Genomic DNA, 23,201 nt, shown 5'->3' with positions numbered 1-23,201 from the left:
CTAAACTAAAACACTCTCTCCTTATTTTAATTTCTTATCTCAACAAAGCAGTGCCTTTTAGGCACTGCTTCTAGCTATTAATAACTTGGCACTTCTGTAATTTGTGCCACACCTGACTCAATGGCTGCTTTCGCTACAGCTTCCGCAACACTTGGAACAACTCTTTTATCTAACGGATTCGGGATTACATAATTCGCATTACATTCTTCTTCCGTAATGATGTTAGCGATCCCATATGCTGCCGCTAATTTCATCTCTTCTGTAATATCAGTCGCGCGCACATCTAACGCACCACGGAATATCCCCGGGAACGCTAATACATTATTTACTTGATTCGCATAATCCGAGCGCCCGGTTCCTACTACAGCTGCCCCAGCCTCTAATGCATCCTCTGGAAAGATTTCTGGAATTGGATTCGCCATTGCAAACACAATTGCTTTCTCATTCATCGTCTGTACAAGTTCTTTCGTTAATACGTTAGGAGCAGATACGCCAATAAAAATATCAGCTTGGTGAATTGCTTCTTTCAACGTTCCACGCACATGTTCTCGATTTGTCTTTTTTGAAACTTCAATTTGCGCTTCGTTCATCCATGTTTCACCTTCACAAACAATACCTTCTAAGCTAACTAACGTAATGTGCTTTGCACCAGCCTTTAATAATAGTTTCCCAATTGCAATTCCTGCCGAACCCGCACCGTTAATAACGATTTTTACATTATCCATTTGTTTGCTAACAACTTTTAATGCATTAATAACAGCTGCTAAAACGACAATAGCGGTTCCATGTTGATCATCATGGAATACAGGAATATTTGTTTCTGCTTTTAATCGCTTTTCAATTTCAAAACAACGTGGTGCTGCAATATCTTCTAAGTTAATTCCTGCAAACGTAGGCTCTAAATTTTTTACAAGGGTAACGATTTCATCCACATCAGTTGTACCTACACATAACGGGAAAGCATCTACATTCGCAAATTTCTTAAATAAAATACTCTTTCCTTCCATAACAGGCATAGCTGCTTTCGGTCCAATATTCCCTAAACCGAGTACCGCTGTTCCATCTGAGACAACTGCCACCATATTACCGCGTGCTGTATAGTCATACACGGTTTCTTCATCCGCCGCAATTGCTTTGCAAGACTCTGCTACACCTGGTGTATATGTCAGGCTTAAATCATCCGCTGAATTTACTTCTACTTTACTTGTAATTTCAATTTTCCCTACTAATTCTTTATGCAGTAACAATGATCTTTCATTAATTTGATTTTCTAACATACTTATAATCTCCCCTTAATTTGACAAGCTAGCTATATGAATATAGCTAGCTTGTTTGACTATGAAAACATTTTTAATAAAATTGTCGCTGTTACAACCATTGCTGCCCCGCCTAAACGTGTTGAAATTTGCGCAAAAGGCATTAATTCCATACGATTTGAAGCTGATAAAATAGCAACATCTCCAGTTCCACCTAAACCACTATGACATCCCGTTACAATTGCTGATTCAACTGGATACATTTTCATCACTTTCCCTACAAGAAAACCTGATGCTACCATTGTAAGAACAACTGATGCGCACACAACAACATATCCTACTGAAAGAACTGCTGCTACGTCTTTTAGCGGAATATATAGCAATCCTAGTCCAACCATTAACGGCCAAGTTAAATTCTTCGAAATGAATTTATATAAATGGAATGCACCTTGCTCCATTTTTGCTGGCATTAATTTGAAATATTTTACAATTGCTGCCGAGAAGATCATAATGATTGCCCCAGGAATACCGATGAACTTAGAAGCAAATCCTCCGAAAATGAAGAACGTACACGCAATTAATAAACCTGCTCCCATTAATGAGAAGTCAATTGGCTTTTCTGTATTTTGTTCTTTTAATAACTCGGCTTGATTGTCGGTTTTCACTAATACACCGTTACCACTAAGCTCTGGTTTCTTCTCACCTAAACGCTTCATATACCCTGCACTCACGATTGCGAACATATTTCCAATAATAGCCGCTGGAATAAGCTGTGATACAAACGTTGCTGATGATTCGTTTAAAATATCACTATAAGCTAGCGATAATGGTAAAATCCCTTCCCCGATACCACCACTCACAATTGGTACGATGATGAAGAAGAATGTTTGCTTCATTTCAAATCCAAATAGTGAACCGACCAATAATCCTACTGCTACAGAAGCTAACGTCCCTACTACTAAAGGAATAAACATACGAACGAAACCTTGTACTAACACTTTACGGTTCATTCCTAAAATACTCCCGACTACTAAACAAGAAATATATAAATATAAGAAGTTCGATTTTTTCATTAACATAGTCGCAGCTTCCATTGAAGCTGGATTCATCCAGTTAAAAAATACAAGTAATGATGGAATAAATAGCGAAAGTATTGCCGGACCGCCGATATTTTTTAAAATTGGAATTCTCATCCCAATGTCTCCTAAGAAAATACCCATGATCATAATAACTGCAAATCCACCAATCATATCTGCTGGCAATTTATTATATACAGATGCCCCATAAATAATAGCAGCCAATACTACATATAACGGTAAAGGTATAACACCGATTTTTACATTCATAATTTTAGAAGCGAAAGATTCTCTTTGTACTTCATTTCCTTCAGAAAATGATACCGCTTCCACATTCTTTTGAATTCCCATATGGCACCCCCTTGTTTTCTTAATAACAATATTAAAACGCTTTCAACAGTAAAAATAGTTTTTGTAAGTTTTGTAATTGATTTTGTAATTAAAAAAAGTATAAGCGACTTATAATAAGTCGCTTATACGTAAAACTCTATTTTATTTTGGTCAATACATCTTAATTTACTCACCGGTCTCCCTACATGTTGATACACCATTTCGTTTTCTAATACTCCAATTTCAGTCAAAAACATTACATACTTTCGAATAGAAACCCTTGAAACACCAACTAATTGCGCCATTTCATCTGTTGTAAACGCTCGTCCATTCAGCGACTCGATTTTCTGCCAAATTAGTTGCAACGTTTGCTTCGTTAATCCTTTCGGAAGCTCTTTAGTAACAGTAGACTCTCTTTTTTCTTTTTGCAAAATTAACGAATCTAATTCCGATTGACTAATTTTTTGTTGTTCTTTCATGAAAGTAAGTTTTTCTCGATATATAGTTAACGCCTTTTTAAATCGTTCAAATGTAAATGGTTTAATTAAATAATCTACTACGCCATATTGTAATGCTTTTTTAATACTCCCCATATCATGTACAGCTGAAATCATCATAATATCGATTTCTTTTTCTTGGTTCCGAATATACATTAAAAGCTCAAATCCAGTCTCTTCAGGCATAAAAATATCAAGTAATACTAAATCTACTCGTGATCCCTCTAATACTTCTATCGCCGATTTTACGGAGTTAACTGCTTGAACAAGTTCAAACCCTCCTACTTGCTCTAAATAATGCGTATTTAACATTGCTACCATCGGGTCATCTTCTACAATTAAAACTTTAATCATATTTGCCTCTCATCCCTACCTTTAGGTATTTCAATTGTTATCGTTGTTCCCTTTCCTACTAATGAATGCATATGAATTTCCCCATTTATTCGCTGTATACTTTCTTTTACAAGATACAAACCATAACCACGGTTATCTCCCTTTGTGGAATAACCTTTCGTAAATAATGCCCCTATTTCTTCTTCTGGTATACCTTTCCCCGTATCTTGTACTGTAATGATTAATGTATCACCATATTGTATCTCAAGTTCAACTTGCTTCTTTTCACAATTCGTCACTGCCTCTAATGCATTATCAATTAAATTTCCGACAATCGTAATTAGTTCATGAATAATACTTTCATCATCTATTTCCGGCATGTAAGAGTCTTCACTTATGATTAATTTTATATTTTTCTCTCTAGCATAGCTAAGTTTCCCAAGTAAAAACCCAGCAAATACTGGACTTTTTATCCTTTCCATAACCCCACCAATTTCATATTGATGCTCTGATACCATACCGCTTATATACTTCTGCAATTCTTCATACTGCTTCATGTGTGTAAGCCCTAATACGACATGCATTTTATTCATAAATTCATGCGATTGTGCCCGTAATGCTTCCGCATATAGTCTAATACCAGTTAATTCTTCTGCTAACTTTCTAATCTCTGTTTTATCACGAAATGTTGCAATCGCACCAACTATTTCTCCTTTTACATATAAAGGAACACGATTCGTCACAATCGTAATTCCATAAATATTTTGTTCTTCGTTTAATTGTACCTCTCCCGTTTGTAATACTTCTTTTATACGTGAATTAGGCATATACAACTCAACATCTTTACCAATAAAATCTTCTTCAAGACCACTTTTCTTAAACAATCGTTTTGCCTCATTATTTATTAAAGTCACATTGGCCTCTTTATCTACAGCAATAATACCTTCCTTTACAGATTGTAGCATCGTATTTCTTTCTTCAAGAATTTTCGCTATCCTGTGAGGTTCAAGACCAAATAAACTTTTCTTTATATGTCTAGCTAGTAATATTGCTCCTATAATTCCGACTAGTACTCCAACTCCAACTCCAATATAAATAATATGTCTACTTTCCTTAACTCTCTCTTTTACATTATCTGCTGAAATACCAACGGCCACCGCTCCAAGTTGTTCACCCGTTTCAGAAAATACAGGTACAAATACTCGCATTGAAATACCTAAAGTTCCTTCTGCCAGCGATACATGTTCCTTTCCTTTCAATGCAGGCCCTTCATCTCCCCCAATAAAATGATGACCTATTTTTTGAGGATTTGGATGTGATTTTCTTATTCCATTCATGTCCATAACTACAATAAATTGAACACCTGTGTTTTTTAATATTCTATTTGTATACGTTTGGATTGCAGAAGTATCTGCTTTCCCAGTCAAACCATCGATCACAATCGAATCATTCGCCACAATATGTGCAATTGTTTTTGCTTTCTCTGCTTGGCTATCCTCCGTCGTCCGTTCTACATTATGACTAATTAATATATCTGTCACAAGTAAAGAAAAAATTACAACTGTACAAACTAACAATGTAATCGTTTTCCATAAATTCCATAGTCTTTTTCTTTTTTTCATCCCGTTAATGACTCCCCTAATTACTGAATAGAAAAATAAGTAAGGTGATATTATTTTCACCTTACTTATCTGCTGTTATTATACTTTAAATTTACTAGTCATCGCTTGTAGTTCTTCGGCCATCTCAGCTAAATTTTGCGAAGCTGAACTAATTTCTTCCATTGAATTCATTTGTTCTTCTGTTGAAGCAGCAACACTTTGCATACTAGCTGTATTTTCTTCTGCAGCTGCTGCGATTTCATCAATAGCATTTGTCACTTCATTTGCATCTCCAGCAATTCTCTTCGTTGTTTCTACCATTTGATTCACTTGAGAAACAATATGTGTAGTAGAACTTAAAATTTCCGTAAAACTCACCTTCGTTTTTGTTACAACATCAAGACCTTGTTGAACTTCCCCATTCACATTATCCATCGCCTTAACAGTATGTTCAATATCAGCCTTAATTTCTGCAATTAAATTTGCAATCTCTCCAGATGATTCTCCTGATTGCTCCGCTAATTTTCTAACCTCATCTGCTACAATAGCAAATCCTCGGCCCTGTTCACCTGCTCTTGCTGCTTCAATAGCTGCATTTAAAGCTAATAAGTTCGTTTGAGTAGCGATATTTTGAATTGCTTCAGAAATAGCTCCTACCTGCTTTGATTTCTCATCAAGAAGTTTAATAATAGCATCTGACTCGGATACCGATTTAGAAATAGACTGCATTTGTTTTGCTGTTTGTTCAACCAATTCTTCCCCTTCTTCAGCTCTTTCTTTCGCATGTAATGAGGAGATAGAAATTGATTCCGCGCTTCCATTTACATCTTGAATTGCAGTATTTACTTGTTGTAATGTAGCCGCACCTTCTTCAACACCTTGACTTTGTGATTCAGCCCCACCTGATACTTGTTCCATTGCAATTGTAATTTGATCTGTCGCATCATTTGCTTGCTGTACGCTCGCTGTTAACTCTTCAGCCGATGCAGCGACATGTTCTGCTGAAAAACTAATTTGAGTAATCACATCTTGTAAAGAGGCAGACATTTTATTGAAGGAATCCCCTAATTTCCCTATGTCATCCTTGGAATAGATTGTAATTTTCTCAGTCAAATCTCCCTTACTAATTTTATGTGCCGAGTCAGCTATTTTTCTTAATGGTCTTGTAATAGACTTTGTAATGAAATAAATTAATACACTACCAAATACAATAGCTATAGCTATGACAATAAAAGTCTTATAAAATACTGGATTCGCAGCTTGGGTAATTTCTTCGTCGAACATAACTCCTACTACTTTCCATCCTGTTTTCTCATTTGTTGCAAAGATTAAATTCTTTTTATCATCTTGTTCTGTATAAGACACATTTCCTTGTTTATCTTCATAAATTGGTTTAATCCAAGGATCAGTAACTTTTGCACCTGGTTTTCTAGATGGATGACTAACAATTTGCTTATTTTGATCTAAAATAACTGCATAACCTTTTTCACCAATGTTAATCATTTTGGAAATTTTTAAGATGTTATCTAAATTTAAGTTAATTCCTATAACACCTTTACCATCTTTTACTTCTTTAGCAATTGTCACTACCATATTTTTGGTAGATGCTGATTGATATGGTGCAGTAACAATTACTTTCCCTTTATTTTCATGCGCTTCTTTATACCAAGATCTATCTGTTGGATTATATCCATCAGCCATTTTGATAAATGGTTCTCTTATAAACTTTCCCGTCTGTGTTCCAATATAAATACCTTCTACTTCTGGATGAAGTTTTATATATTGAGCTAACTTTGCTCTTACTATTTCTTCTTGTCCGTTTGGATATGTATCTTCTGTCAAGATGTCTGCAAAGTATGCTGCATCAACAAATTTCTCTTCTATATTTTGAGAAATAACAGTATTTAAAATCGAAATGTTTTCCTTTGCTTTACCTGTGATTTGTTGTTCAAAATTTGTTTTGGCAGTTTGATATGAAACACCACCGATAATAAGTCCTGGTATAGTTAAAATAAGAAAAAATGAAATGATTAATTTTTTCTTGATACTCATGCATTTAACCCAGTTAAATATTTTTTGCATAATAAGCCTCCTTTATGTAATGTGAATACTTGTGTAATTTTATACAAGTAACATATATAAAACAATATATAATGATAACATGTAATTTTTTTGTCAATTATGCATTTTTACATATTCACTACTTCTAAAGATTTAATCATAAAAAATAAGAAAACTTCAGCTTATATAATAAGCTGAAGTTCTCTTATTTCTCAACAAAAATCTTACAATTCCTTACATCTATTTCCTTACTAATTCATTTAGAGCTTTTCACATAACTAATCGCCTGACTCCCCATTTGTATCCAGGCCTTTTCAAAGTTTTCTCTCGGTACTTTTACATCTAAACTATCACTTAGAGGATCTCGAATGTATACAAATTCTTTATCATATCCAACAAGTACTACACAATGTTCATTATACGTAATAGAAACATCTCCACTATTTGTTTCCCATGTAGTAAATTCATCTTCATCTAATGGTGCAAACGTTGCATTTGTAATCATAACTACCGGTTGTCCTGCCTTTACACTCTTATAAAGTTCTTCTATACTCTTCCCTGTTAAATCCACAGCTTTATTAGGTAAATACTTTTTCGCTAATTGAAAAAGTGGTCCATGATATACACCATATCCAGATTCAGAAAAGGTATAAATATTCCCTACAAATCCTTCATTCGGATTTCCACGTACACCATCGTTCATAAAATCAACTTTCTTTATTTCATTTGCTAATTTCATCTTATCCACTGTAATGCCTGCGTATTGTAACATCATCGCTAAGCTCGTCACTTCACAGCCTCTATCTAGCTCTGGTAATTGCTGAATGAAAGGTACATTTGATAAGATGACCTTTTCATCATTATCACTAAACTCTGCTTCTTTTCCGCTTCGTATATGGAAGAAGGTTAACTTCTCCACATACTTTGTAATTCCATTTGTATATACATTCCATACTGCTATAGCTAGTAAAGCCATACATATATACCACTTCCATCTCCGTATCACTCTCACGCCCTTTTTAGTTCGTTAAATACGAATAAAACGCGTCAGCATCCGTGCGAATCACCGGTACAAAATTTAGTTCTTTGCCTTTTTCAGGCTGATCTTTTTTTATTTTTTCGGCTAATTCTTGAACGTTCATACTCGTTTTATCCATATTAAGCTCATCTGCCATTTGTAATACTTTTTGTTCATTAATTTCTTTTAATACTTGATATTTATCTTTACCATACAAATCAATATGATATTTTTTTGCTTCTTCCTGTACTTTTTGTTCATACACTTCTTGTGCTAACATTTCTATCTCTTTTCCTTTTTGGGAAATACCTAACTTCCCTGCTTCCTCCCTTACTTTCGTTCCATAGATTTCTTCCTCAATGTCCTCTATTTCTTTTCCTTTTGTTGAGATGCCTAATTTATCCGCTTCATCGTTAATTTTAATCGTATTAATTTGATTAATTAAATTTATAATCGTTGTATTCTCTATAGATATCCCTAGCTTTAACGCTTCTTGCTTTATTTTTGTTTCATAAATTTCTTCGGAAAGAGTTCCAACGTCTTTTCCTTCAATCGAAATTCCTAACTGTTCTGCTTCCCTTCCTACTTCTGTTTCATGGATTTCTTTTTCTAGCGTAATTTGTTCTTTCCCTTCCGTTTCAATCCCTAGATTCTCCGCCTTTTCTTCTGTATGCACCGCATGTATCTTCCCATTGTTTAATTGTTCTTTGCTGCGCTGCTCGTAATCTGTCTTTCCTTTTGATGTTTCAGAAGGAGAGGCACCCCCTAATATACTTAAACTCATTACTCCAATAGTGAATACCGTCATCATTTTCTTTTTCAAAATTAATTCCTCCCTCTTACACGTTCTTTTCCATCATTCCCTATACATAATCAAAATAACGTTATGATTGATATAATCTGCTCAAATACCTTTTTATAATCGCTTCTTCATAGGGCGAGCTTTCTGTATATAATACATGTTATAAATAGTTTCTTAACTTTCCCTTAAAAAAAGACGACCTTGTAAAACAAGATCGTCTTCTCACTTATATCCTTTGGTTTTTCGGAAGAATCACTTCAAAACAAGTGCCCTCTCCCCATTTGCTCTCTACTAATATTTTTCCATAATGCTTTTCTACAATCCAATTTGCGATTGAAAGACCTAATCCTGCTCCTTCTGACGCACTTCTTGCTTTATCACCTTGATAAAAACGATTAAATAGTTTAGGGATGTCCTCATCTTCCACTCCTATCCCATCATCTTTCACTCGTATACGAATCGAACTGTTCGTTTGCGTACAATCGATTTGAATATGACCACCTTCATTCGTATACTTCATCGCATTATCTAACAATATGACCATCATTTGATGGATTCGTTCTCTATCACCCATAAATGATATGTTATGTTCTACTTGCAATATCATCGCTTTTTCTTGATAAGAAGCAATTTCCTTATATGGATCTACTATTTCTTCTAACAATACATCCATTTCAAATGTTTTCTTATCCATCTCAATTTGATTAGAATCTGAACGTGCTAACAATAATAAATTAGCTACAAGCTTAGATAACCGTCTACACTCCTTGGAAATCGTAGAAATATCCATCGCTTTTTCTTCTATTGTCGCAGATGGTGACTGAAATAACACATCCGTTTTGGATTGAATAACCGCAAGTGGTGTCCTTAATTCATGTGATGCATCCGAAACGAACTGCTGCTGTTTCTCCCATGAAATTTGAATGGGTACGAGTGCCCTGCCAGCTAAGAAAAAGCCAATTCCTATTGCACATAAACTTCCTACGCTACAACCTATCACAAGAATTAAAAATAAAGTATTTAACATTTCTTTTTCAGCTGTTATATCCCTTACAATTTGAACTATTTTTGTATCTTGTTGAAATGCAAACGTTCTAAAATATTGCCCTTGCACTTCTATATCTTGCAAAGTTCCTAATTTCTTCGGAGAAAACTTTTCCAAATTATCTTCAAAGATAAAACGACGTTTGCTGTTTTCAATACCTATCTCCACTGTGTTTCCAAGCCAAGTTAACTCCATTATCCTTGGATCCCCAATTGGAGGATATCCCCTAATTTTTTTAGGTAGTTTTTTATCATCTGAATTCTTTCTATGCTGAACGGATTTTCCTATCGATATATCTACTTCATTATAAATACGATTATATGTGTACGAATAAATAATACTACCTAATACACCTATCAAAATGATAAATACTAATGAATTCAATATAGTCAATCGAATACGTGTCTTCTGAAACATACTTCCCTTTTTCATTGTTCTTTTAATATATATCCAATACCTCGAACGGTTTGAATATCTTTCTGATAACCGAATGGCTCTAATTTTTTACGTAAATGATGTACATACACTTCTACAATTGCTACTGTCGTATCAGAATCAAATCCCCAAACACGATCAAAAATTTGTTCACGCATTAAAATTTTTCCGCTATTTTGAACGAGGTACTCTAGAAGCTCATATTGTTTTAATGTTAGCTTCATACTTTGTCCATCTACTTGAACGTCTTTATCTTTTCCGAACAGTTCAATCCCTTTATAACGAATAGTCTGCTTTGTTGTTAAACTACCGCTTCGTCGTAATAAAGCACGAATTCTCGCTTTTAACTCTGGAGCCTGAAATGGCTTAACGATATAATCATCCCCGCCAAAATCCAACCCTTTCACGCGATCTTCTAGAGAATCTCTCGCTGTTAAAAACAGGACTGGTGTTTCAATCTTTTCCTCACGTATTTTTTGAATTACTTCAAAACCATCCATTTCTGGCATCATCACATCAAGTAAAATGGCATCATATATATTTTGTAACGCTAGAAATAATCCATCTTCTCCATTCAATGCTGTATCTACTTCAAATTCATCGCGTAATATTTGGACAATAGACTCTAATAAGGAAGCATTATCTTCTACTACGAGTAAGCGCATATTCTCACCTTCCACCATATTGTTCGATTCTATATTATAATTACATTTTAACGTTTTTCTCGATGTAAAATTTGGAAGACTTATTATATAAGCTCTTCCTTAAATTTAGCTTAATAAAAAATTGAAAGAAATAAGATTCCTCTTATCTCTTTCAATTTTTTACTACGTATACCTTTTTGCTCGGCAATTCTAAACAATTTAGCTGGCCGCCATATACAGCACCGCCATCAATTCCTATAATACGATTGCTCCCAAAATATACACCACAATTCTCACTACCATGAAGCGTTTTTGTTTCCGTATGACCAAATACAACAACCTTTTCCCCGCTATATCCACTATGAAACTCATTACGAATCCACATTAACGTATATGGTTCACATTCCGAAACCTGCTTCAATGGCTCAACACCAGCATGTACAAATATATACTCTTCTGTTTCAATGTAATGATCTAATTTTTGAATAAACTTTACATGTTCATCTAATACACGCGATTGTAAAATCGGTTTTTGGAAATTCTCCTCATTAACCACAATATCTTCTTCCACAAATCCATAACTATATAAAGTCTTATCTCCACCATTTCTTTTTACCCAATGGTTCCATGAACGTTCATCATCTGTCGTTAACGCCTTAATCATCATATCTTCATGATTGCCCTTTAGAACGAGGGCTCCATCTTCTTTTAACTCTTTTACTTTTTCAATTACTGCACGCGCATTTGGACCACGATCCACATAATCTCCCAGTAAAATTAATTGATCCTGTTTTGCATCGTATTGAGCTTCTTCCAGTAACTGTTCGAACTTTTCTATTTCTCCATGAATATCACTAATAACAAGAATCCTTTTCATATTATCCCCTTCTTTCTAGGCCACTCTCTTTCTAATTATATTTCAAAACAACAGAATCCTTTGAACTCATATTCAAAATCATATTTATTACAAATAAAACGATTATCCTTACAACAATGTAAGTCTCTTGTCATCCAATTCGATAGTTGCAATTGCTATATTTCCTTATACTAAAAGTAAGAAATGAAACAAAAAACAAGGAGAGATGAGAAATGAAAAAAGTGATGGAAGTTGTAGTAGCAGTGGCAGAAGTTTTCGTTAACGGTAAACAAGTCGCAATGGAGTTAAACAAATAATGAAAAGGACAAGATTCATTCTAGACCCTTTACTCATATAAAAGGGATAAGACTTCTTCATTTTTTTGATCCCTTATCTCCTAAAAAAAGCCGTATCCTTTTTCGGATACGGCTTTCTTATTTCCATGTTCATTTACACACTTTATTATTCCTAGTTGGTTATAAACAAGTAAAATCTCTGCTTAAATTGTTTTCTCCTCCTTGTTTACTGTGTATCTATCCCTCTCTTCAAACAATTTTTTCAAAACAAAAATCCCATTCAAATACACATTACTGAATCCATCATACGAAATGACTTCTTCATTCTGTCTATCTAAATGGGATTATTTCATGCTTGTTATTCCACCGGTTGTGGTTGTGGCTGTACTACTTCATTCGCCCCAGCAACCCTCAACATATTTGCAATATCTTTAAAACCTCTTTTTTCAGCATATTGCAGTGGCGTAATATTTTCCTTATTGGCCATATTTACATCTGCCCCGTGGTCAATAAGCATTTGAATTACTTTCTTATGATTTTCACTACCATTTCCTAATACGATTGCTTCTACTAAAGCTGTTCCACCACGAGCATTTTTATAATTCACATCAATATCTGTATGCTCTAACAATTCTTTTACGACCTCTACATGGCCACGTTCAGATGCAAAAATGAGTGCTGTTCCACCTGATTTAGTCGTTTCTTTCGTATTAACTCCTGCATTAATTAGTAGCTTTACAATGTCTGTATATCCTTCTCTACTTGCATAAAGAAATGGATTACTTTGTTTCTCATCTTTACTTTCAATATTAGCACCTGCACCAATTAATGCTTTAACTGTCTCTACATGATTTTGATACGTTGCTGCAAGGATAGGTGTTTCTCCGTTGTCACCTTCTACGTTTATATTAGCTCCATCTTGAATCAGCTTCATAGCTGTTTCTGTGTCTCCAAGGGTCGCAGAAAGTAGTAACTGTTTGTCCATTAAATTTATACTTTTTTCTTCTTTAGATTCTTCCTGTTCTTTATGCTGTTCTTTTTTCTTTTCGTTTTTCACATGAACCGGTTTCGATTCTGGCTCCTCTTGCTTATCGCAAGCCACTACCGTCATTAAAAGTCCTAATAACATACATAATAAAATTTTTTGTTTTCTCACAACTACAGCTCCTATGAAAGATAATGTTTTCTTAACCATTCCTCCATCACATACAATAACTCTTCTTGAGTACATTTATCCATAAGCTCTTTATATTCCTTCTTTAATCGGATTATCTAAACTTATATTAGCGAAGCAATTAGTTTAGCACGATTTTACCGCATTTGTATACATTTCTAAAAAGTACATAAATGATTGCTTTAGGTTACTATATTCCATTGTAACCGTTCTTCTAAAAATTTTACACCTTTTCTATATTTGCACCTGAATAATACTAGAAAAAGACAACTATATAGTTGTCTTTTTCTAGTATTAATGATGTCCACCGTGATTTCCCTTTTTCGGATTCCCCATCATTTCTTTATTCATTTCCCATTTATGCTCTGCTAGCTCTTTATATGAAAGAACTTTCCCCTTATAGTTAGATACAAAGTTCTTTGCATCTTTTTTGTTTTTAAATGAAATGACGTTATAAGCCATTGGTGTTGTAATTGTTTTATCATATACATAAGTAGCGTCTTCTAACGAAACCCAATCTTTCGAATCATAATCTCGAACAAATTTTTCTTTCGTCTTTTCGCCCGGATTAATCTCCATCCATTTATACATACAACCGATATCATCAAACTTTAACGCTTTTCCATTTTCTAAAATGATTTCCGTTGCAAATTGATTATCCATTACCCCAATTTGGCAAATATCACACTTATCATGTTTCTCATCGATTGCTACTGCCTCTCCTTGTTTCTTACCACATCCTACAATTGTAAAGACAAAAAATAAGCATATAGCAAGCATCACATACTTTGTTCTCATTTCATTTCCTCCCTAACCGTATCTTCCACTAGGAGCATATCAAAAACTTGTGTGCGATTTGTGAAAAAATGATGTGTCTTTTGTAATATATGGAACAAAAAAGATGTGTAGTCATATCTACACATCTTTCATCATTCACAACCTGTAATTAATAAATCATCTTCTAACTTAACTAATAATGTATCTGTATTAATTTGCTGTCCAACAACTACATTTACTAATCTTATATTTCCACTGATGCCGACCGAAACCTTTTCAAGCTCACCGTTATTTTTTCGGATCATCATTAACTTTTCCCACTCATATACGTAAGAAGATTCATTAACAAAAATCTCCTCTACTTTTCCTTCATAAGAACTATAAATCTCTTCCATTCTCGTTTTCATATAAAATCTACTCCCTATTTCACACTTCAATATTTTCATCTTATTCTACCATTCTTACGGAGAGCAGCTTACTTTTTAAAAATTCAAATTAACTAACGTGAACAAAATGACCAAAATAAAAATTATGCTTCTAATGATGTTATTTTTCAAATTATTTACCATTTGGATGGATGCTTTTATGATAAACAAAAAAACTTTTTCTGAATTTTCATTCTTTTTTTGAAATCGTAATCATTTTTGAGGGGGAGATTACATGTTAGCACTACTTGGATTTGCGATGGTATTTGTCTTTATGTTTTTAATTATGACGAAACGTATGTCTGCACTAGTCGCATTAATATTAATACCAATTACTTTCGCATTAATTGGTGGTTTTTATGCAAATATGGGACCTATGATGTTAGAAGGAATTCAAAAACTAGCACCTACTGGTATTATGCTTATGTTCGCTATTTTGTATTTTGGAATTATGATTGATAGCGGTTTATTTGATCCTGTCATTAGTCGGATTTTGAAATTTGTAAAAGGAGACCCTTTAAAAATTGTTGTTGGTACAGCGATTCTTACAATTATCGTTTCATTAGATGGGGATGGAACAACGACATATATGATTACTGTTTCTGCAATGTATCCACTATATAAACGCCTTGGAATGAATCCACTTATATTAGCTGGGGTTGTTATGTTAGGGGCAGGAGTAACAAATCTTACACCGTGGGGCGGACCGACAGCTCGGGTTATGAGTGCTCTTGGACTAGACGCATCAGAGCTCTTTACACCACTTATACCAGGAATGATCGCTGGTGCCATTTGGGTCGTTTTCGTTGCTTACTATCTTGGCAAAAAAGAAAGAAAACGTTTAGGAATTATGGATGTACAACATTTAAAACAAATGCAAACGATGGATGAGCAAGCTGCCACAGTGGAATCTGCTGTTCATAAGCGCCCCAAACTTCTATGGATTAACTTTTTATTAACCGCTACTTTACTTGTCTGTCTCATACTAGAAGTTATGCCGTTACCTGTTTTATTTACAATTGCTTTCGCTATTGCTGTTATGCTTAACTATCCGAACTTAGAACAACAGAAAGAACGTATTGCTTCTCACGCAGGAAATGTATTAGCGGTTGTTTCTCTCGTATTTGCCGCTGGAATTTTCACTGGTATTTTATCAGGAACGAAAATGGTAGATGCAATGGCTCAAAGTGTAGTCACTCTTATACCAGATGCTCTTGGACCACAACTGCCAATTATTACGGCACTTCTTAGTATGCCGTTCACATTTTTCATGTCCAACGATGCTTTTTATTTCGGCGTATTACCTATTTTAACGAAAGCTGCCGCTGCTTACGGAATTAGTGCAGCTGAAATGGGACGCGCTTCATTACTCGGGCAACCTGTTCACTTATTAAGTCCTCTTGTCGCATCCACTTATTTATTAGTCGGAATGGCCAAAGTGGATTTTGGTGAACATCAACGCTTCACTTTATTATGGGCAGTTGGAACGACAATGGTGATGTTGATTACTGGAATTGTAATTGGGATTATTCCAATATAAGATAAAAAAACAGCAGAGGGCACATAGCCTCTACTGTTTTTTTATTATGAAGGAACAAGAAAATACCTTCTTTCTGGTCTCCCAACGCTCCCATATGTAAGTTCCGCATGTACTTTCTTTCCTGATATTAAATACTCTAAATAACGCCTCGCTGTCGACCTACTTACTCCTACCATCGCACTTAACATTTCTGCCGTAATTCCTTCTTCACTCACTGTTAACATATGCTTTTTTATTTTTGCTAAAGTTAAAGGATCTATCCCTTTCGGGGCATATTCTATTTCATTTCCCTTCACGCCTCTTTGAGACCATAGATGTTCAATTTGTTCTATAGATAATTGATTATTTTTCTTTAACTGCACAAGCTTTTTTTGATAATTTTCCAAACTTGCTTTAAAACGATCAAACATAAGTGGCTTTACGATATAATCTGTTACTCCGCCTCGTAAAGCATGCCTCACTACATCTGTTTCCGATGCAGCTGTAATCATAATAATATCTGTATCATGTAAATTATGCCTAATATACGTAACAAGTTCCGTACCTTGCATATCAGGTAAGTACACGTCTAATAAAACGAGCTGTGGTTTCACAAGATCTAACCATTCTTTCGCTTGTTCCCCAGTCGTTGCTGTTCCAATTACTTTAAACCCCTCAACCTTTTCAGTAAAACGACGATGAATGTCCGCAATTCGAATATCATCCTCTACAATCAATACTTCAATCTCCTCACCCATTACAATTCGCCTCTCTCTTTTGGTAATGCAATAATAAATAATGCACCACCTAAATCCCCTTTTTCGATTGCAATACTCCCATTTAAATCTTCTACCAATTCTTTCACCTTCGCTAATCCATATCCTCGCTTCCCGCCTTCTTTCGTCGAGAAGCCTTTATAGAATATGCTAGTAATGACTTCATCATGAATCCCTTGTCCTGAATCTTCCACTTCAATTACTATTTCTTCTCCGATATCAGTTACAAACATCCTTACCTTCTTATCATTCTCTTCATTTCTTTCAATTGCTTCAAATGCATTCGTAATTAAATTCCCTAAAATAGAAACGACATAATTACTCTCAATATGCGGGCTTAATTTTTCTAAGCTACTTTCACGATCTAGCATAAAATCAATCTTCAACTCTCTTGCTCTATTATAGAATCCAATTAAAATCCCACCTAACCATGGATTTTGAATTCGCTTCATAATGAATTGGACAAAATCTTGATATATCGCTGTTTCCTTATGAATTAGCTCTAAAGCATCTTCATATGATTCTAACTGAATAAGGCCTGAAAGCGTATACAACAAGTTGTTATATTCATGTGTTTGCGCTCTTAATGCCTCTGTATATTGCTTCGTCTGAGATAACTCTGCTGTTAACTGATCCATTTCAGATTTCAAACGTAAGCTCGATACAACACCCGTTACTCTATTCTTTACTTTAATAGGTAGACGATTCGCAATAACAGCCTGCCCTTTTATATTTAATTGACGATCAAACTGTTCTTCACCAGTTTGAAGTACATCTAATATCGTTGAATTAGGAATTACATTTAAAATAAATTCTCCAATAATATTTCGTTGTTCATCTAGCGAAAGAATATCGTAAGCTGCTTGATTAACTAAACTAATTATGCCATTTTGATCAATAACAATAATCCCTTCACGTACAGATTGAATCACTGTACTATGCTCTTCATATAAAGATGAAATTTCTTCTGGCTCCATCCCAAACATCATTCTTTTTATACTTCCCGCTAAATATATAGAACCAATTACCCCGATTAAAAGACCTATTATTGTAATCCAAAATACACGTTTTCCATATACTTCTACCGCTCCATGAATATCATCCATTGAAAATCCAACAGACACTACACCTATAATTTCATTTTCCTGATTACGGATTGGAACTTTGCCGCGTAATGAAGGTCCTAATGATCCAGTTGCTTTCGAAATATAAGATTTTCCTTCTAATAGAACTCCTTTATTATCTCCACCAACCATTGCTTCTCCTATTTTATCTCGCTTAGGATGTGCATATCGAATCCCCTCTTTGTTTCCAACTACAATAAAATCAGCATCTGTATCAATTCGAATTTTTTCTGCAATTGGCTGAATGATAGAAGCTGGGTTTTCTTTTTGAAAAGCTTCCTTTATTTCAGGTATAGCAGCAACGGTTTTCGCAACATGCAAAGCACGTTTCCCAATTTGCTCTTCTACTGTTTCAGACAATATGTAATAGAATAAATAGCTTGTTAACAGAAGTACAACTAAAATAAGTGTACTAATTGTTAAAGTAATTCTCGGTTGTAGTTTTAATTTTTTCAATTTCAAAACCATTCCCCTAACATGATTAAAAGTAGAATTTAAAGAATATACAGTCTTTTTTAATTATACTTAAATCATAACACGGTTACTCTATATTTCTTTCTTTTTCTCTTCGTAAAAAAAGAAACGAAGTAAAATTATTACCTCGTTTCTTAACATTTGTTATTACACTTTAAACTTACTAATCATCTCTTGTAGTTCTTCTGCCATTTGCGATAAATGAACTGCTGCTGCATTGATTTCATCTACTGAAGCTAATTGTTCCTCTGAAGAACCAGCAATATTTTGAACGCTTGCTGCATTTTCTTCAATCGTAGCTGCAATTTCATTAATAGATGCACTAACTTGTTTTGCATCTACTGTCATTTGTTTCGCTACTTCTACCATATTATCAATTTGTACAACTGTATCATCTGTAGATTTCAATATTTCAGCAAAGCTTTGCTTCGTTTCATTTGCAACTACAAGTCCTGATTGTACTTCTGTTCCAACTTGCTTCATAGAACTTACCGTTTCTTTTATGTCAAATTGTATCTCTTTTACTAGTTTTCCAATTTCCGTAGAAGACTGTCCTGATTGTTCTGCTAACTTTCGCACTTCATCTGCTACAATGGCAAATCCTCTTCCTTGTTCTCCAGCTCTCGCAGCCTCAATTGCAGCATTTAATGCTAATAAATTTGTCTGCTCTGCAATATGTTGAATCACCTCAAGGATTGCTCCAATTTGTTTCGACTTATCATCTAATAAAACAATCACTTTATCTGATTGTGAAACAGACTCATGGATTAATTGCATCTGATTCACAGTTTGTTCAACTAACTTCCCACCATCTTCAGCCTTTTTCTTCGTATACATAGATGCTGTAGATACTAATGAAGAACTATCTGCAACACGCTGAATTCCTTCTGTAACTTCTTCTAATAATGTTGCGCCTTCTTCAACTTCTTTCGTTTGTATTTCCGCTCCGCTCGATACTTGCTCTATCGCTTGTGTAATTTGTTCCGTCGCTTCACTTGTCTGCTTCATACTAGCTGTTAACTCTTCTGAAGATGCCGCTACATGACTTGCTGAAGTATTTATATTAGAAATGACCTTCTGTAATGAGGCTGCCATCTCGTTAAAGCTTTCTCCTAGCTGTCCAATTTCATCTTTAGAATGAACTGTAATGGATTCTGTTAAATCGCCTTCACTAATTTTTTTCGATGATGTAACAAGTTGTTTTAACGGATTGATAATAGAAGCAATGATGAAGTAAATTAAAATCCCGCCAATTATTAATGAAATACCAATAACAGTTATCGTTTTATAGAAAATAGGTTCAGCTGCTTCAATAATTTCTTTTGCAGGCATAATTCCTGCTATTTTCCATCCAGTTATCTTATTTGTTTTAAAAGTGATATGACGCTCTTCACCATCTAATGTGAAATTAAAATCACCTGTTTCTTGTTTGTACAACTCTTTTTCAAGCTTCTCTTCTACCTTATCTCCTGGCTTCATCGTCGGATGTGCTACCACATTTTTATCTTGATCAAAAATTGCTACATATCCTTTTTTACCGATATTAACCATCTTTGAAGTGTTTACGATATCATTAATAATTAAATCAATACCGAGAACACCGCTCTTATCCTCATTTTGTTTTGCTATTGTAATAACAATATTTCCTGTCGTTTTTGATTTATATGGAGCTGTAATAATTACTTCTCCACTTTTTTTCACTGCCTCTTTATACCAATCTCTTTCTGTAGGATTATATCCTTCTGGCATCTGAATAGACGGTGATTGAATAAACTGCCCATTGCTCGATCCAGTATAGATGGCTTCCAGTTCTGGATGTAACTTATTATATTCTTCTAGTTTATTTTGGATATTTTGTATTTGATCCGTTTGGTAACTTGATTGTGTAAATAATTTTGTAAAATAAACTGCATCTACTTTTTTACTATCCAGTTCTTTATTAATTACATTATCCAAAATTTTTATATTATCTTTCGCCGTTTGTGAAATCGTTTCATTAAAGTTTGTCTTCGCTTGCTGATAAGACGTCCAACCAATTACAATACTTGGAAGAATTAAAATGATAACAAATGATACAAGTAACTTTGCTTTTAGACTACTACTCCTTAATTTCCCTTGAAACATATTTCTACCCCTCCATACCGTTTTAAATGTAATTATCTCACATTTAATTTATTTATATGAATTACACGATTAATTGTATTAACTCTTTGTCTCTTTTTCTATTAAAGAGTTAATATATACCTTTTTCATTCTATATAAATTAAATAATTAAAACAATGTATAAAAATGTATATTATTCGAAATATTATAATCCACAGAAGAACCTCTAGCATCGCACTTACTAGAGGTCCCTCCCGCTTTACTATTCTTTCTCTTTTTCTACTTCCTTTTTCTCATCTTCTACTACAGATACAACAGGTTTATCGCTTGATAATTGCTGTACTGCTCCTTTTCCAGCAAATCCTTCTAATAACTCTTTTAAATCAATGCCAGAAGATGCTTTTAACGTTTCTTGCATCGTTGCCATTAAATCAGTCGCATAACCTGCAACTTTTCCGGCGCCGCTATTTTTACCACCGCCGCCTGTATCAACAACTGTAATTTTATCAATGTTGCTAAGTGGGCTTGCAACTTCCTTCGCATAACTTGGAAGCATGTTAAGAACCATATCCATAATCGCCGCTTGGCCATATAACTCAAATGCCTCTGCAATTTTTTGTTTCGCTTCCGCTTCTGCTAAACCTTTTAACCTAATAACATCTGCTTCCGCTGTACCTTGCGCTTTTTGTACTTCTGCCTTTGCTTGACCTTGCGCTTTTTCGATTTCTGCCTTCGCTAAACCTTCTACACGTACTTCTTCTGCACGAGCTCTCGCTTCAGCTTCAATCTTATATTGATCCGCATCTGCCTTTTTAATTTGTTTTACTTTTTCTGCTTCTGCTGATTGCTCAACAGCATAGCGATCTGCATCTGCTTTTTTCTTTACTTCTGCATCGTATTGCTTTTCACGACGCGCAATCTCTTTTTCTTCTAATTCAATTTGTTTCTCACGCTCAATGATTTTAACACGCATTTGTTCTTCTGTAACACCTTGTTGTGCTTTCGCTTGTTGTAATTCGTAAGAAAGATCCGCGTCTGCTCGAGCTTGTTCTTGCTCTCTCTTATAAGATTGTACTTTTAATTCTTTATGTTTTTCAGCTTCAGCGATTTGAGCATCACGTTGATATTCAGCTTCTTTTGCTTCTTTCTCAGCACGAGCTTTTTCAATACGAGCTTCTTTTTCACGCTCTGCATTCGCAATTGTTGCATCACGCTTAACTGTCGCAATTTGCGGCTGACCAAGTGCATCTAAGTAACCATTCTTATCCATAATTTCTTTAATTGTAAAGGAAACGATGCGAAGACCCATTTTCTTTAAATCAGTAGAAGCTACTTCATGTACTTTTTGAGCAAATTGCTCTCTATTACTATACGCATCTTCTACTGTCATAGAAGATAAAATCGCACGTAAATGACCTTCTAAAACTTCTTTTGCTTCTACTTTTAACTCTTCTGTTTCTTTTCCTAAATATTGCTCAGCTGCTGTAGATACTTCTTCAATTGTAGAACCTACTTTAATAATAGAAACACCATTTACTGTAACTGGAACACCTTGCTTCGTATACGTATCACGTGTACCCACTTCTAACTTGTAGTTTAATAGGCTTAAAGGCTCTGCTCGTTGCATAATTGGAACTACGAATGTACCGCCACCGCGAATAATCTTAATCTTCTTTCCATCATCAGTGGTAACTACATTTTTTCCGCCACCAAGCCAGTTCCCTGTAACAATTAACGCTTCATCTGGTCCAACTGTTCGATACTTCGTAATGAATACTAAAATGAGTAGAATTAAAATTGCGAGTAACACTCCACCAATAATTAATGGAATAGTCATGTGAATTCCCCCTTATAATTTTGGTTTTTTTAAAGAATAAGCGATGTTTTGTACAAGTAAAACACCATCTTGGACTCCCTCGATAATAACCTCAGTTCCTTGTGAAATATCTTTTTTCCCAATTGTTTTAGCTGGAATTGCATTACTTCCAAATTGAGAGGAGATTAGTACTTCTCCAAATCCTTCTGTAGGAATTGTCGTAATGACTTCTCCCTTGCAACCTATGAACTCATCCATACGTTGCACAGTATTTTGTTCTGCTTCTGCAATCGGCTTTAAAATTAGTATTTTCATTATGAATACACCAATAAAGGATATAGCACATGCAGCCCCGAAAATAAGAATGCTATTAAAGGAAAATAAATATTCTCCTATATAACTAAGTCCACATAACATGGCGAAAAAACTAAGTAATAAAGTAACAACGGATACCGATCCGCCTCCAAAACTAAATATGGATTCAAATATATCTCCAAAAAAGATATAAATAACAGTGAGTATAGTAGCAATAATAAATCCGTATAAATAAATTGTTTCAAGTGGATAACCAAACAAATCCATTTCTTATCCCCCTCTCTTAAACAATCCCTTTTTTGTTATGTGTATGCCCCACCTCTTTCAAAGATTATTGTTCTTAATTTTCAGTTATTTACTTTTTAAAGAAAAGCCTGTAAGACAGGCCCCCTAAAAAAGAACAGGAGAAGCCTATTGTGACAGGCTCCTCCTAGTAAATAACCGATAT

19 protein-coding genes and 1 pseudogene are annotated in these 23,201 nt (G+C 34.6%); 1 reads left to right on the top strand and 19 read right to left on the bottom strand.

The genetic code is table 11. The features are described 5' to 3' along the window. Window positions 1-77 precede the first annotated feature (77 nt). The 13 genes from AAG068_RS02990 to AAG068_RS02930 form a co-directional block, all read right to left on the bottom strand. Window positions 78-1,277, bottom strand: a complete 1,200-nt coding sequence (locus tag AAG068_RS02990; RefSeq protein ID WP_342717774.1) for an NAD(P)-dependent malic enzyme — start codon at window positions 1,275-1,277, stop codon at window positions 78-80. A 59-nt stretch (window positions 1,278-1,336) separates the two neighbouring features. Next, entirely contained in the window at window positions 1,337-2,683 is a 1,347-nt protein-coding gene (locus AAG068_RS02985; RefSeq protein ID WP_342717772.1) for a 2-hydroxycarboxylate transporter family protein, read from the bottom strand. Window positions 2,684-2,805: 122 nt separating this feature from the next. After that, window positions 2,806-3,513: a response regulator gene (locus tag AAG068_RS02980; RefSeq protein WP_342717770.1), complete on the bottom strand. Its 708-nt coding sequence runs from the start codon at window positions 3,511-3,513 to the stop codon at window positions 2,806-2,808. Beyond that, window positions 3,510-5,114 (bottom strand): sensor histidine kinase, encoded by a 1,605-nt coding sequence (locus AAG068_RS02975; RefSeq protein WP_342717768.1) that lies wholly within the window; start codon window positions 5,112-5,114, stop codon window positions 3,510-3,512. Before AAG068_RS02975 ends, AAG068_RS02980 begins: the two co-directional genes overlap by 4 nt. A 78-nt stretch (window positions 5,115-5,192) precedes the next feature. Further along, on the bottom strand, window positions 5,193-7,034 hold the full coding sequence (locus tag AAG068_RS02970; protein ID WP_428845994.1) for a methyl-accepting chemotaxis protein: 1,842 nt from the start codon (window positions 7,032-7,034) through the stop codon (window positions 5,193-5,195). A 376-nt stretch (window positions 7,035-7,410) separates the two neighbouring features. Continuing rightward, a complete protein-coding gene (locus AAG068_RS02965; protein ID WP_342717764.1) occupies window positions 7,411-8,160 on the bottom strand; it encodes a C39 family peptidase in 750 nt (249 codons plus the stop codon). Window positions 8,161-8,173: 13 nt separating this feature from the next. Then, entirely contained in the window at window positions 8,174-8,995 is an 822-nt protein-coding gene (locus AAG068_RS02960; protein ID WP_342717762.1) for a transporter, read from the bottom strand. A 205-nt stretch (window positions 8,996-9,200) separates the two neighbouring features. Next, on the bottom strand, window positions 9,201-10,451 hold the full coding sequence (locus AAG068_RS02955; protein ID WP_428845983.1) for a sensor histidine kinase: 1,251 nt from the start codon (window positions 10,449-10,451) through the stop codon (window positions 9,201-9,203). Then, on the bottom strand, window positions 10,448-11,119 hold the full coding sequence (locus tag AAG068_RS02950) for a response regulator transcription factor (protein ID WP_342717758.1): 672 nt from the start codon (window positions 11,117-11,119) through the stop codon (window positions 10,448-10,450). Before AAG068_RS02950 ends, AAG068_RS02955 begins: the two co-directional genes overlap by 4 nt. Window positions 11,120-11,270: 151 nt before the next feature. Further along, window positions 11,271-11,975: a metallophosphoesterase family protein gene (locus tag AAG068_RS02945; RefSeq protein ID WP_342717756.1), complete on the bottom strand. Its 705-nt coding sequence runs from the start codon at window positions 11,973-11,975 to the stop codon at window positions 11,271-11,273. Window positions 11,976-12,608: 633 nt separating this feature from the next. Next, window positions 12,609-13,481 carry an ankyrin repeat domain-containing protein gene (locus AAG068_RS02940; RefSeq protein WP_342717754.1) on the bottom strand — a complete coding sequence of 291 codons (873 nt, stop codon included), beginning with the start codon at window positions 13,479-13,481 and terminating at the stop codon, window positions 12,609-12,611. Between the two features lie 237 nt (window positions 13,482-13,718). Next, complete coding sequence (locus AAG068_RS02935; RefSeq protein ID WP_342717752.1) at window positions 13,719-14,222, bottom strand: nitrous oxide reductase accessory protein NosL; 504 nt, start codon at window positions 14,220-14,222, stop codon at window positions 13,719-13,721. A gap of 131 nt (window positions 14,223-14,353) precedes the next feature. Continuing rightward, the gene (locus AAG068_RS02930; protein WP_342717750.1) at window positions 14,354-14,608 is read right to left on the bottom strand and encodes a hypothetical protein; all 255 of its coding nucleotides are present in this window, start codon (window positions 14,606-14,608) and stop codon (window positions 14,354-14,356) included. 253 nt (window positions 14,609-14,861) lie between these two features. On the opposite strand from AAG068_RS02930, the gene AAG068_RS02925 reads away from it, so the two are divergent. Continuing rightward, on the top strand, window positions 14,862-16,166 hold the full coding sequence (locus AAG068_RS02925) for a CitMHS family transporter (protein ID WP_342717748.1): 1,305 nt from the start codon (window positions 14,862-14,864) through the stop codon (window positions 16,164-16,166). A gap of 44 nt (window positions 16,167-16,210) precedes the next feature. Here the strand turns inward: AAG068_RS02925 and AAG068_RS02920 are convergent, their stop codons facing one another. The 6 genes and pseudogenes from AAG068_RS02920 to AAG068_RS02900 form a co-directional block, all read right to left on the bottom strand. Continuing rightward, on the bottom strand, window positions 16,211-16,903 hold the full coding sequence (locus tag AAG068_RS02920) for a response regulator (protein ID WP_342717746.1): 693 nt from the start codon (window positions 16,901-16,903) through the stop codon (window positions 16,211-16,213). After that, on the bottom strand, window positions 16,903-18,513 hold the full coding sequence (locus AAG068_RS02915; RefSeq protein ID WP_428845982.1) for an ATP-binding protein: 1,611 nt from the start codon (window positions 18,511-18,513) through the stop codon (window positions 16,903-16,905). The genes AAG068_RS02920 and AAG068_RS02915 overlap by 1 nt, the downstream gene beginning before the upstream one ends. A gap of 153 nt (window positions 18,514-18,666) precedes the next feature. Next, complete coding sequence (locus tag AAG068_RS29865) at window positions 18,667-19,527, bottom strand: methyl-accepting chemotaxis protein (protein WP_428845993.1); 861 nt, start codon at window positions 19,525-19,527, stop codon at window positions 18,667-18,669. Between the two features lie 81 nt (window positions 19,528-19,608). Next, window positions 19,609-20,643, bottom strand: a pseudogene (locus AAG068_RS29860) (HAMP domain-containing protein); the annotation flags it as partial. 241 nt (window positions 20,644-20,884) lie between these two features. Next, window positions 20,885-22,459, bottom strand: coding sequence for a flotillin family protein (locus tag AAG068_RS02905; protein WP_342717740.1), 1,575 nt, complete (start codon window positions 22,457-22,459; stop codon window positions 20,885-20,887). 12 nt (window positions 22,460-22,471) lie between these two features. Continuing rightward, window positions 22,472-23,020 carry an NfeD family protein gene (locus tag AAG068_RS02900; protein ID WP_342717738.1) on the bottom strand — a complete coding sequence of 183 codons (549 nt, stop codon included), beginning with the start codon at window positions 23,018-23,020 and terminating at the stop codon, window positions 22,472-22,474. Window positions 23,021-23,201: the final 181 nt, after the last annotated feature.

Origin of the sequence: Bacillus paramycoides, from assembly GCF_038971285.1 — a bacterium.
Taxonomy (GTDB): Bacteria; Bacillota; Bacilli; order Bacillales; family Bacillaceae_G; genus Bacillus_A.
This window is presented reverse-complemented; position numbering and strand designations above follow the sequence as displayed.